The sequence below is a fragment of the Bowdeniella nasicola genome, assembly GCF_900107735.1.
GTDB lineage: Bacteria > Actinomycetota > Actinomycetes > Actinomycetales > Actinomycetaceae > Bowdeniella > Bowdeniella massiliensis.
Map to the genome: position 1 here is coordinate 21,603 of NZ_FNQV01000013.1, position 11,424 is coordinate 33,026.

The window sequence follows — 11,424 nt, forward strand, 5'->3', positions numbered from 1 at the left end:
GATCCTTTCGGCCGCCGCCACTTCGCGCCTGCGACTAGCCTGGCAGCATGTCGATTCCTACGGATGACGTCGCTGCTCCGCCAATCGTTATGGAGCTGGCCGGCAGCGACGAGGTGCGATGCGTGTGGACAAATGAGCTCGGCGGCCTGACCTTTTCGGCCGGCGAGCGCTTCATTAAGTGGGGTCCAAAAAATCTGGAGACCTCCATGGCTCGCGAGGCCGAGCGACTGCGCTGGGCGGGCGCCTACGTCCCCTGCCCCGAGGTGCTCGATACCGGCGAGGATTGGACGCACGAGTGGCTGGTCACGCGCGCGCTTCCCGGTCGCAGCGCTGTCGACCCGTTCTGGATCGAACAGCCCGAGGCCGCGGTGCGCGCGCTTGGCCGGTCGCTGCGCTTTCTGCACGACTCGCTTCCGGTGGAATCGTGCCGCTGGCAGTGGTCCGCGCCGGCTCGGATCCGCAACGCGCGCGAACGCGGCATCGAGGTGCCACCCGATTTTGACCATGCCCCTGAGATCGACCGGCCCGTCGTCTGCCACGGCGATCCCTGCAGCCCGAACACGCTGCTGCTCGATGACGGCTCGCTCGCGGGATTCGTCGACTTCGGTGCGCTCGGCGTGGCCGACCGGTGGGCAGACATTGCCGTCGGTGCGCTCGCAACGACGTGGAATTACGGGCCCGGCTACCGCGAGCTGTTTATCGAGTCCTATGGGCTGGAGCCCGACCACGAGCGCCTCGATTACTACGAGTCGTTGTGGGAGGCGACCTAGAGCGCCTCGAGGTCCGCGAGGCTCTTCGGGTAGGAGGGCTGCGCCCCCATCACCTGGCAGGCAAAGGCGCCGGCGCGCGCGGCAAGCTTGGTCGCCTCGGCTAGGGACTGGCCGTCCGCGAGCGCCCCGGCAAGAACCCCGACGAAGCAGTCACCCGCACCCGTCGTATCCACGACCTTCACCGGGACCGAGGGCACGTGTGCGCGTCCGGTGTCATCCGCCCAGATCGCGCCCTCATCGCCCAGCGTCACGACGATGCTCGGCAACTCGAGCTCGCTCAGCCGTTCAACCAGCTCCCACCCGATCCGCTCGGCCTCGCCGCCTTGGCTGACCTCGCCATCGCGCCCGAGTTGCCTCAGCAGGTCCTTTGCCTCGTGCTCGTTGACGATGAGCGGATCGAAGCGAGCAAGCGTCTCCTCCGAGACCTCGACCACCGGAGCGAGATTGCACACGAGCCGCCCGGTCACGACACCAGCGAGCCATTCGATCGTGTCGGCGGGGATCTCGCCCTGCGTTACGACGACATCGGCGCCAGCGATAATCTCCTCGCGGTCCGCGAGCGAGCTCGGCGTCACCGTCGCATTAGCGCCCGGCAGCACGATGACGGTGTTCTCCCCGTACGAGTCCACGGTGACGAGCGCCCGCCCCGTCGGCTCCCCGACCACCGCCACGTGCGAGGTATCAACCTCCCGCTTGCCGAGCTCACCCACAACGAACTCGCCATCGTCGTCCTGCCCGACAGCACCGAGCATCCCCACCGGGGCCCCAAAAATCGTGGCGGCCGCGGCCTGGTTTGCGCCCTTACCGCCCGAGCTGCGCGAAGAATCCAGCCCGAGGATCGTCTCACCCGGCTTCGGATGCTCGCTCACCTCGACATAGGAGTCGCAATTGATCGATCCGACGACGACAACTGACCCAGCCATCGAGCTACTGCTTCACCGGCCGAATGGACAGCTCTTCGATCGTCGCCTCGTCCGTCGCATCCACGGCGAGCCGAACAGCGGCTGCGACAGACTCGGGCCTGAGGTAGATCGATCCGTCATAGTTCGTATTCCCCGCTGCTTCTTGCAGCTCGACCTGCATGTCAGTATCGACGCGACCGGGATGGATGGAGCTGACGCGAACCTTTCCGCGCTCTTCTTCCCGCAGCGCATCGGTCAGCGCTCGCAGTGCGAACTTCGATCCCGAGTAGACGGCGCTTCCCGGCCCAGAGCGGAATCCGGACCCGGAATTGATCGCGATCACCTGACCGCCTGCTTCGCGCAGCGCTGGCAGGAGGAGCCGGGTCAACTCGGCAACGGCATAGACGTTGATCGAAAACACCCGATCGTATTCGGACCAGGGCGTCTCCGCGACGTGTTCACCGCCCACGACGCCGGCCGAATGAACGAGCACGTCGAGTCGCTCGAGGCGAAGCTCGGAAACGGCCCGGGCAATATCCTTGGGGCTCGTCAGGTCGGCGACAAAGGAGCGGGATCCGGGGATCTCGGCGATGAGGTCGACGAGGGAGTCGTCGCTCGAGGCTCCGACAATGAGGTCGTGCGTCGTCGACAGTTCGATGGCGATGGCGCGGCCAATCCCGCGCGAAGCTCCGGTGATCAGTGCAGTGGGGCGAGAGTTCGTCATACCCCCAGCCTATGCGGGCCCTACTGTCAGTCGCGAGGTTGAACCGTAATCCAACCGCAGGCGGTTTTATCGACGAATGCTGCTCGTTAGCCTCGAGATAACACCAGACTTCACTTCCCACGCCGGAGTCACCATGCGTACCTCATGTCTACTAGAAGATCTACTCGAAAATTTTCGTGTCGCCCCACACGGGATCCGCGCACATCCTCGACGTCGGCGGCCTCAGTGCAGGTTGACTGTCAGCCCGTTGAGCTCGGCAACTTCGGCGACTGGCTCTTGAGTCCTAAACGTGGCTGAGACGAGCCCGCGGTCACCCTCGGCGAGCGCGACGGTCACGTCCTTGTCGTCAAAGTCGAGGGCGTCTAAGAGTTTTTCCAACTCGGAGGGATGCTCGACCTCGACGCACATGCCGATCAGGACGGGCCCGTGGGCGGGACCGTCGCTCATCGGTTTGATCCACTCGATCAAGAAGGGCAGCTTCGCGTCGAACGGCTGCTCGCCGAGGTCCACCATGCGCCAGGACAACTCCTCGCCGGACTCCGTGGTTCGGGCGCCGTCGCGGATGTCACCGGGCTCGAAGCCCGCTTCCGTCGCGGCTTGGCAGGCGGCTTCGATATCGGGCACGCAAATTGCCCACGACAGCGGGCCGAGCGTATTGCGCACGCGTTCCGACCAGATGTTGTCGGCACCTTCGGGGGCGGCAATGAGTTCGACGTAGGCGTGCTGTGAGCCGCGGATGAGGACGTTGACGGTGCCACCTGGATGGGTACCGCCGGGTGAGGAGGGCAGGCCCACCTCGTCCCACTCCTGGGCTGCGGTATCGATGTCGGGAACGGAGATAACGAGGTGATCGACGCGGCTCATGTTCGAGGCTTCCCCTTCGATGTCAGAACTGGTTCAACCCTACGGGGTTCGATTTGTCCTGTCCTGACCAAGCGCTACGGCAGGTAAGCGCCGCCGTTGACGGAGATGACCTGGCCGACGACAAATCCGGCGTCGAGCGCCAAAAACTCGACGGCGCTCGCGACGTCATCCGGCGTGCCGGGCCGCCCGGCAGGGATGCCGGCGACGAACTTCGTCTCGCCGGACTCCTCGGCTTCGCGCAGCACGGCCGAGGTGATGTCGGTGTCGATGAGGCCGGGCGCGACGGCATTGACCGCGACTCCCCCGGGCGCGAGTTCGCGGGCGGCGGCCTTGGTGAAGCCGAGGACGGCCGCCTTGCTCGCGGCGTAGTGGGCGCCCGCGAAGTTGCCGCCGCCCTGCTGGGCGGAGATCGAGGACATGTTGATGATCGCGCCGCCGCCGCGCTCGCGCATTGCGACGCCGAAGGCCTGCGTCAGCAGGAACATCCCGGTGAGGTTGACGTCCATCAGGGTGTGCCACTCGTCGTGGGTGATGTCCGCGATCCGGGTGGGCGAGGCGATCCCCGCGTTGTTGACGAGGACCTCGACGTGGCCGCCGCCCGCAACGGCGAACTCCGTCGCGGCGGAGACGGCGCTCGTCACCATTTCCTCATCGGTTAGGTCGCAGGTGAGGCCGAGGGCGCGGATACCCTGGCCGGCGAGCTCGTCGGCGCGCGCGGTGACGTCCTCGGATAAGTCGATGAGGACGAGGTCGAGGCCGCGGGCGGCCAGGCGCTTGGCGATGGCGAAGCCGATCCCGTGCTGGGAGGCGGCTCCGGTGATGACGGCGACGCTCATGGCAGGGCCTCCGCCATCTGCTCGACGGTGATGACCGAGGCGAACAGGCCGCCCATGGTGGCAAGCGAGGCCTCGTGCTGGGCGTTATCGGCCGCAGCGCAGGCGTCGGATAGCACGAACGGCGAGAAGCCGAGATCGCCGGCCTGGCGGATCGTGGCCTCGACGGAGGCGTTCGTCGCGACACCGGCGACGGCGACGTCGCGGATGGCCTGGTCCTGCAGGGTCTTTTCCAGCTCGGTGCCGGTGAATGGGCCCGGGCGGGTGTGCGTGAGGACGACGTCATCGTCCGTGACGTCCAACTGCTCGATGATCTCGGCGCCGGGGGTGCCGTTGATGAGGCAGCCGGCGTCCTTGGCCATGGCGAGCAGCGGGATGTTGGCGTGCAGGTCATCCCCGCTTGGGTCAAAGGCGATGCGCGCGAAGATCACGAGGCCGCCGGCGGCCCGCACCGCATCGGCGGCGCGGGCGCAGGCGGCGACAACGTTCTTCGCCTCGATTTCGGGCGCAAAGAGCGCGCCGAAGGGACGGTCGGCGTCGACGATATCGTGCTGCATGTGCACGATCACGAGCGCGAGCCCGGGGCCGACGAGGGTGAGGCGTTCGTTCGGGTCTCTCGTCATGACACCATCATCGGCTAGCGGGACTGGCCCTGCAGCCAAACCGCGACATCGATGATCATGTCTTCCTGCCCACCGACGTAGCCGCGGCGCCCGACTTCCTCCAGGATGTCGTGGGCGGCGAGCCCGTAGCGTTCGGCGGCACGCTCGGCGTGCAGCAGGAAGGAGTTGTACACGCCCACCTTGCCCTGCATGATCGAGGCGCGGTCCATGACCGGCATGCGCGTGATCATCGGGCGCAGCACCTCTTCGGAGGCGAACATGAGGGCGTTGACGTCCACGCCAGTTTCGATGTCGAGACGTTCGAAGGCCGCGGCGAGCACCTCCGTCGGGGAGTTGCCCGCGCCGGCGCCGAGGCCGCGCAGGGTGCCGTCGATCTGCGTGGCGCCCGCCCGCACGGCGTACACGGAGTTCGTCACGCCAAAGGACAGGTTCTGGTGGCCGTGGAAGCCCACTTCGGCGTCGCCCGCGAGTTCCTGGACGAGGGCGTCCACGCGGTCGTAGGCGTCCTCCATGATCATGTGACCGGCGGAGTCGACGACGTAGACGCACTGGCAGCCCGCGTCGGCCATGATGCGCGCCTGGGCGGCGAGCTCGCTCGGGGAGATGCGGTGCGAGAGCATGAGGAAGCCGACCGTCTCCAAGCCGAGCTCGCGCGCGGCGTGGAAATGCTCGATCGAGACGTCCGCCTCGGTGCAGTGCGTGGCGATGCGCACGACCTTCGCGCCGCGCAGGTGCGCTTCCTTCATCTCGGTGATCGTGCCGAGGCCCGGGAGCATGAGGACGGCGATCTTCGCGTTCTTGGACTCCTCGGCCGCGGCCTGGATGAGGACCATCTCGTCGACGGCGGAAAACCCGTAGTTGAAGGAGGAGCCGGCGAGGCCGTCCCCGTGGGTGACCTCGATGACGGGCATGTTCGCGTCATCGAGGGCCCGCACGACCTTGCGGACCTGGTCCTCGGTGAAGCGGTGGCGCATCGCGTGCGAGCCATCGCGCAGGGTGGTGTCCGTCAGGCGAACCTTGTACTGGGCCATGTCAGGCTCCCTTCTGAGCGGAGCTCATCCGCTCGGCCATCAGATCACCGGTGCGCGCGGCGGCGGCGGTGATGATGTCGAGGTTGCCGGCGTATTCCGGCAGGAAGTTCGCGGCGCCCTTGACCTCGATGAGGACGGTGACGCGGCCCCAGCCACGCCAATCCTCGCGGGCCTCATCGAACTGCGGGTCCGCCGTCAGGTGGTAGCCCGGCACGTATTCCTGGACGCGCTCGACCATGCGCGCGATCGACTCGTTGACCTGATCCTGCAGGGCGCCGGGGGCGGCGGCCTCGGCGGGCAGCGAGCAGTAGACCGTGTTGCGCATGAGCATCGGCGGCTCGACGGGGTTCAGGATGATGATCGCCTTGGACTGCTTGGCGCGCGAGACCACGCGCAGCGCGGCGGCCGTCGTCTCGGTGAATTCATCGATGTTGGCGCGGGTGCCGGGCCCGGCCGACTTGGACGCGATCGAGGCAACGATCTCGGCGTATTCGACGGGGACGACGTCGGAGACGGCGGCGACGATCGGCGTCGTGGCCTGGCCACCGCACGTAATCATGTTGACGTTCATGACGTCGGGCATCGACTCCAGATTCACCGGCGGGCAGACGTAGGGGCCGATCGCGGCGGGCGTCAGATCGATCGCGCGCATCCCGACCTCGCGGTAGAGCTGCGCGTTTGCCAGGTGCGCCTTGGCGCTCGTGGCTTCAAAGACGAAGTCGGGCAGGTCGGACTGCTCCAGCAGCCAGTCCACGCCCTCGGCGCTCGTCTCCAGGCCGAGCTTCGCGGCGCGGCGCAGGCCCTCGGAGTCCTTGACGCCCACCATGTAGACGGGTTCGATCCACTCGGAGCGGCGCATGAGCTTGAACATGAGGTCGGTCCCGATGTTGCCCGGTCCGACGATCGCCGCCGTGTACTTTTTCTGGCTCATGCCTACTCCTTAACTGTGGGGCCCGCGCCGAAGGTGATGGTGAGCGCGCCGGCCTGACCAAAGTCTGCGGTGGCGCGCGATCCCGCTTCAACCGCGTGTGCCGCACAGAAGGACCCGGGGATCACGAGGTCGCCCTTCTTCAGGTGCACGCCGCGCTTACTGAGCGTCGTCGCGAGCCACGCGAGCGGGGCCGCGGGGTGCCCCATGACGTCGGCGCCAGTGCCGGCCCCGACCTCCTCATCGTCGATCAGCAGCGCGCAGCGGGTGCTCGCGAGATCGGCGATGTCGAGGTCGAGCGGTTCGCGCGAGACGGCGACGGCGCCGAGCGAGGCGTTATCGGCGACGGTGTCGACGAGGCGGATGTCCCAGTCGCGGATGCGAGAATCGATAATCTCGATCGCGGCGTGCACCGAGGCGATCGCCTCGATCGCCTCATCCAGGCTCACCTCGCCCGTGAGGTCCGCGCCGAGGTAGAAGCCAAACTCGGGTTCGACCTTCGGCGAGATGAAATGCTCGACGGGGATTTCGGCGTCGTCGTAGAAGACGACGTCGTCGGTGAAGAAGCCGAAGTCGGGCGAGTCGACGCCGAGTTGGCGCTGCATGGCGAGCGAGGTCAGCCCGATCTTGCGACCGACGACCTTTCGCCCCTCCGCGAGCGCCTGCTCTTCTTGCAGCAGCTGGATCTCGTAGGCCTCATCCAGGCTCAGGCCCTCGATCGTCTCGCGCAGCGGGGCGATCGGCACGCCCGTCGCGTAGGCCTCGAGCAGGTCGCGCGAGGCCTCGGCCAGCTGGGCCGTGCGAGACGTCGGGGTATCGTCCCCGTCGGTGATGTCCTTGCCGTCCACTTAGGCCTCCTTGGCCGTCATGACGCCGAAGCCCGCAATGTATTCGCGGATCGGCCGGTAGAACTCGTAGGTGACGTCGTAGGTGCCGGCGGCCGCGCGCAGCGCGGAGAATGCCGCGACCCAGGTGCGGGTTTCGTGCGAGGAACGCCCGGCCTCTTCGGCCATGTCCTCGGCGGTGAAGGCGTCGAAGCGCTCGAGCTCGCCGGAGCGGCAAATGTCCATGAAGGCGGCGTCCCACTCGGGGTTGAGGTCGCGGATATCGGCCTCACCGGCGGCGAAGGCCTTCGCGACGGCGATCGTGTTGGCCTCTCGGGCGGCGCGTGCCTCGGGGGTGGGGTGGCGGCCCTCGAGCAGGAACTTGCGCTGTTCCTCGGTCGCGGTCGCCCACTGCGGAACCGGCGGCTCGTGGGACAGGCCACCGGAGCCGATGAACAGCACCTTCTTGTCGGCCAGGTGCTCCTTCACAAAGGCGCCGACGGCGTCGCCGAGCTTGCGCACGCGCGCCATCCGCATGAAGGGCTTGGCAAGTCCGTTCACGAAGACGGGAATGACCGACAGCTCCGCGACTCGCTCGCCGAACATGATTTCGATCGGCTGGACGGCGCCGTGGTCGACCTCCATGCGACGCGAGATCGCGGTGTCCAGGTCCTGGTCGATGATGTACTGCGCGAGATCCTGGGCGATCTCCGTGGGGACGTTGAGCTCGCCGTCGAAGGAGTTGTAGTCGCCGGTGCCGACGGCCGCAAAGCCGACGCAAAACGGCGGCATGAGGTCGTAGAAGAAACCGTTGTAGTGGTCCGGGCCGAAGTTGATGATGAGGTCGGGATCGAACTGGGTGACGAACTCGCGCGCCTCGGCGAATGCGCCTTGGACGGCCTCGGCGACCTCTTCGGGCGGGTTGGCGTGTTCGAGCAGCGGCGAGTGGGACATCGTGAGCAGGGCGACGGGCATGATGGGCTCCTTAGATCGTGGACGAGAGTGCGGCGAGCAGCGACCGGAACGCAGGAGAGGCCTCCTGCGCGAGCACCGCCGCGGCCACGAACCGGTCGGGACGGATGAACACAAGGGAGACGGGACGGTCGTCGTACCATCTCTTGAGCGCGCCGGTGTGATCGCCGATGACGACGAAGTCATCGGCGGCCTCGTAGGCCGCTTCGGCCCAGGGGCGCTGGGTTTCGGGAACGATGCACGCAAATCTCATGCCGAGCTCGCGTGCCTTGTCGAGCAGTTCGGGCGCGAGGTGGCGGCGAGGGTCATTGCCCCACGCGGCGATCGCCCACCACGGACCGAGCGCATCGTCGAGTAGGATCGGGCCGTCATGGCCCGCGACGCTCACGCGCGGCTGAATGAACTGCACGCCGACGGGCGAATCGCAGTTCTCGGCCGTCGCAACGGGGATGAGGTCGCGCGTGATCTTCGCGGCCGCGCGGCCGGGTGCGAGCGTATTGGGATCGACGAGCACGCCGCGGGTGTAGCGCGGCATTGGCTTAAAGCGCATCTCGGAGAAGTAGGACTTGATCTGCGGCACGGCGCCGAGCGCAGTCGAGACCGAATCGCGCACGAGCGCCACGCGCTTGTCCTGCTGCTTGATGAAATTTCCCATGGTCATCGATAGGTCGACCATGGCCTTGGCGTGTTCGCGCCGCTCCGCGTCGTAGGTATCGAGCAGGTCGAGGCCCGCCTGGCCGCGGGTGAGCGTCGCGATCTTCCACGCGAGGTTCGTCGCATCGCGCAGCCCCGAGTTGAAGCCCTGCCCCATCCACACGGGCATGAGGTGGGCGGCGTCACCCGCGATGATGACGCGGCCAGAGCGGAAGGTGTCCGCGACGCGGCCGTGGTGGGTAAAGACGCGGCGCCGAATGACCTGCAGGCTCGTCGGATCCGGCACGTGCGGGGTGAGCAGGCCGTGCACGAAGGCGTCGTCCTCGCTCGCATCGGAGGGCTCATCCTCGTGCAGCATGAACTCCCAGCGGCGCACCGCGTGCGGCAGCCCGATCGAAACGTACGGCCGCTTCGGATCGGCCCCGAGGTAGACGCCGGGCGTGCCGACGGGATCGTTTTCCACATCGACGACGAGCCAGCGGGTCGAGGGCGATTCCCCGACGAAGGTCGCGCCCAGCCACTTGCGGGTAAAGGAGCGGCCGCCCTCGCAGCCGACGACGAACTTCGCGCACACCTGGCGCGTGGTCGGGCTCGTGCCCGGCAGCGGGCCGGTCGTACCGTCCATGTCACGCGGGCCGACTTCGAGCGTCGCCGTGACGAGGTCGTCCGATTCCTCCAAGCCGATGAGCATGTGCTCGAAGGCAACGGTCACGTGCTCATAGCGATCCAGACCCTCGAAGAAGGCGCGGTCCACGAGCGGCTGGATGAAGCCGTGCTTGCGCGCGAAGCCGAAGGGTTCGCTCGTGGGATTGTTCGCGGTCAGGACGCGGCCTTTGCCGTTGACGATCTTGACGATGTGGTTCGGGTTGGTGTGCGGCCGCACGGGCTCGATGAGCCCCATCGCCTGGATCGTGCGGTAGGACTCGTCATCCAGTCCGACGCCGCGCGGGTAGTCGATGAGGTCGCTGCGCGCCTCGGCGAGCAGCACCGAGACGCCGTAGCCACCGAGCAGGTTCGCCAGGGTCAGGCCGACGGGCCCGGCGCCGACGATGAGGACATCAACCTCCTCGCGATTGCTCTCCTCAGCCATGGTCCTTACGCCTCCGCCTTGCCGAGCAGGAAGTCCAGGTGGAGCTTGTTGAAGGTCTCGGTGTCTTCGTACTGCGGCCAGTGTCCGCAGTTTTCCATCACCTGCAGGTGGCCGTTCGGGATGAGGTCCGCGATGCGTGCGCCCTCATCAACGGGGCCCGAGGGGTCCTTCGTCGTCCACAGCACCATCGCGGGCGCCTGGATCTCGCGCAGGTCATCGTCGGAGAGCATGTTGCGCTTGCGGGTCTCCAGGTCCTGCAGCGCCATGTTCATCTCGCACGCCATGGGCCAGTCGGGCTGCTGGAAGATGCGCTGGCGGGTACGGATGAGGTCGGGGGTAACCATGGTCGGGTCGGCCATGAGCCATTCCAGGCGGGCCTTCACACGCTCCCAGGACGGGTCCTTCGCCGCCTCCATCGACAGCGTGTACAGGCGCTCCATGACCTTGGGGTTGGCCATCGTGCCACCCATCGTGTTGAGGACGACGCGCTCGACCTTGTCGGGATGCAGCTGGGCGAGGCGGGCCGCGGTCCAGCCGCCGAGGGACTCGCCGGACAGGTAGGCCTTGTCGTAACCGAGGGCCTCGATGACGGCGAGGACCTGGTCGACGTAGTGCTTGATCTCCAGCGGATGCTCGGGCTTGGCCGAGTAGCCGTGGCCGATGAAGTCGATCGCGTAAACGTTGAAGTGCTCGGCGTGCGCCGCCAGGTTACGGGCGTAGGCTTCGGCATGGCCGGTGACGCCGTGCAGCAGGAGCAGCAGCGGCTTGTCATCCGAGCCGGCGTGCAGGTAGCGGGTCTTATAGGGCCCCGCCTGCAGGTAGCCCTGAGAGAACTCGACTTCCGCGAGATCGTCCCACACAGAGGTGTACGGCCGGCCGTTGATGCTGCCGTCGGATTCGATAACCTGCTGAGACATTACTGCTCCTTTGCTCGGATATTGCGTGCCTTACTTTGACTGTACGAGCGCGCGTGCCCCAGCGTCGGGGAACTGTTCCATCGCGTGAAACATGAGCAGTTTTGTGCCGCCTGGTGGTAAACCTTACACCAACCTAACCATCTACCTTTCTCCTGGTTAGGTTCGGTTAGGTTAGGTGTCTGGAAGTAGCTACAAGGAACCCTTTACACAAGTAAGCCCCGCACGAATACAAGACAAAACCACTGACCCGACACCCCTTTCACAACTTAACCACCTACTTTCCTCCTGGTTA

The 11,424-nt window shown here is 66.6% G+C and carries 12 protein-coding genes; 1 reads left to right on the top strand and 11 read right to left on the bottom strand.

The window, feature by feature from the left end:
• Positions 1-47 precede the first annotated feature (47 nt).
• A complete protein-coding gene (locus BLU67_RS09845; RefSeq protein ID WP_092565470.1) occupies positions 48-770 on the top strand; it encodes an aminoglycoside 3'-phosphotransferase in 723 nt (240 codons plus the stop codon).
• On the opposite strand, the gene BLU67_RS09850 is transcribed toward BLU67_RS09845, so the two are convergent.
• From BLU67_RS09850 to BLU67_RS09900, 11 genes are all read right to left on the bottom strand, one after another.
• Complete coding sequence (locus BLU67_RS09850; RefSeq protein ID WP_092565472.1) at positions 767-1,693, bottom strand: ribokinase; 927 nt, start codon at positions 1,691-1,693, stop codon at positions 767-769. The genes BLU67_RS09845 and BLU67_RS09850 overlap by 4 nt on opposite strands.
• A 4-nt stretch (positions 1,694-1,697) precedes the next feature.
• Positions 1,698-2,396 carry an SDR family oxidoreductase gene (locus BLU67_RS09855; protein ID WP_092565474.1) on the bottom strand — a complete coding sequence of 233 codons (699 nt, stop codon included), beginning with the start codon at positions 2,394-2,396 and terminating at the stop codon, positions 1,698-1,700.
• Positions 2,397-2,618: 222 nt separating this feature from the next.
• Complete coding sequence (locus BLU67_RS09860; RefSeq protein ID WP_092565476.1) at positions 2,619-3,260, bottom strand: VOC family protein; 642 nt, start codon at positions 3,258-3,260, stop codon at positions 2,619-2,621.
• A 74-nt stretch (positions 3,261-3,334) separates the two neighbouring features.
• Complete coding sequence (locus tag BLU67_RS09865) at positions 3,335-4,096, bottom strand: SDR family NAD(P)-dependent oxidoreductase (RefSeq protein WP_092565478.1); 762 nt, start codon at positions 4,094-4,096, stop codon at positions 3,335-3,337.
• Positions 4,093-4,716, bottom strand: coding sequence for a cysteine hydrolase family protein (locus BLU67_RS09870; RefSeq protein WP_092565480.1), 624 nt, complete (start codon positions 4,714-4,716; stop codon positions 4,093-4,095). Before BLU67_RS09870 ends, BLU67_RS09865 begins: the two co-directional genes overlap by 4 nt.
• A gap of 14 nt (positions 4,717-4,730) precedes the next feature.
• Entirely contained in the window at positions 4,731-5,747 is a 1,017-nt protein-coding gene (gene dmpG, locus BLU67_RS09875; protein WP_092565482.1) for a 4-hydroxy-2-oxovalerate aldolase, read from the bottom strand.
• Between the two features lies 1 nt (position 5,748).
• Positions 5,749-6,678 carry an acetaldehyde dehydrogenase (acetylating) gene (locus tag BLU67_RS09880; protein ID WP_092565484.1) on the bottom strand — a complete coding sequence of 310 codons (930 nt, stop codon included), beginning with the start codon at positions 6,676-6,678 and terminating at the stop codon, positions 5,749-5,751.
• 2 nt (positions 6,679-6,680) lie between these two features.
• Positions 6,681-7,523: a 2-keto-4-pentenoate hydratase gene (locus BLU67_RS09885; protein ID WP_222842466.1), complete on the bottom strand. Its 843-nt coding sequence runs from the start codon at positions 7,521-7,523 to the stop codon at positions 6,681-6,683.
• Positions 7,524-8,474: a 3-carboxyethylcatechol 2,3-dioxygenase gene (locus tag BLU67_RS09890; protein WP_092565486.1), complete on the bottom strand. Its 951-nt coding sequence runs from the start codon at positions 8,472-8,474 to the stop codon at positions 7,524-7,526.
• A gap of 10 nt (positions 8,475-8,484) precedes the next feature.
• Complete coding sequence (locus tag BLU67_RS09895) at positions 8,485-10,215, bottom strand: bifunctional 3-(3-hydroxy-phenyl)propionate/3-hydroxycinnamic acid hydroxylase MhpA (protein ID WP_092565488.1); 1,731 nt, start codon at positions 10,213-10,215, stop codon at positions 8,485-8,487.
• A 5-nt stretch (positions 10,216-10,220) separates the two neighbouring features.
• Positions 10,221-11,132: an alpha/beta fold hydrolase gene (locus BLU67_RS09900; protein WP_092565490.1), complete on the bottom strand. Its 912-nt coding sequence runs from the start codon at positions 11,130-11,132 to the stop codon at positions 10,221-10,223.
• Positions 11,133-11,424: the final 292 nt, after the last annotated feature.

Bases quoted from the DNA above. Each gene is read 5' to 3' on its own strand.
- BLU67_RS09845 (WP_092565470.1), top strand. From the start codon at position 48: ATGTCGATTCCTACGGATGACGTCGCTGCTCCGCCAATCGTTATGGAG.
- BLU67_RS09850 (WP_092565472.1), bottom strand. From the start codon at position 1,693: ATGGCTGGGTCAGTTGTCGTCGTCGGATCGATCAATTGCGACTCCTAT.
- BLU67_RS09855 (WP_092565474.1), bottom strand. From the start codon at position 2,396: ATGACGAACTCTCGCCCCACTGCACTGATCACCGGAGCTTCGCGCGGG.
- BLU67_RS09860 (WP_092565476.1), bottom strand. From the start codon at position 3,260: ATGAGCCGCGTCGATCACCTCGTTATCTCCGTTCCCGACATCGATACC.
- BLU67_RS09865 (WP_092565478.1), bottom strand. From the start codon at position 4,096: ATGAGCGTCGCCGTCATCACCGGAGCCGCCTCCCAGCACGGGATCGGC.
- BLU67_RS09870 (WP_092565480.1), bottom strand. From the start codon at position 4,716: ATGACGAGAGACCCGAACGAACGCCTCACCCTCGTCGGCCCCGGGCTC.
- dmpG (WP_092565482.1), bottom strand. From the start codon at position 5,747: ATGGCCCAGTACAAGGTTCGCCTGACGGACACCACCCTGCGCGATGGC.
- BLU67_RS09880 (WP_092565484.1), bottom strand. From the start codon at position 6,678: ATGAGCCAGAAAAAGTACACGGCGGCGATCGTCGGACCGGGCAACATC.
- BLU67_RS09890 (WP_092565486.1), bottom strand. From the start codon at position 8,474: ATGCCCGTCGCCCTGCTCACGATGTCCCACTCGCCGCTGCTCGAACAC.
- BLU67_RS09895 (WP_092565488.1), bottom strand. From the start codon at position 10,215: ATGGCTGAGGAGAGCAATCGCGAGGAGGTTGATGTCCTCATCGTCGGC.
- BLU67_RS09900 (WP_092565490.1), bottom strand. From the start codon at position 11,132: ATGTCTCAGCAGGTTATCGAATCCGACGGCAGCATCAACGGCCGGCCG.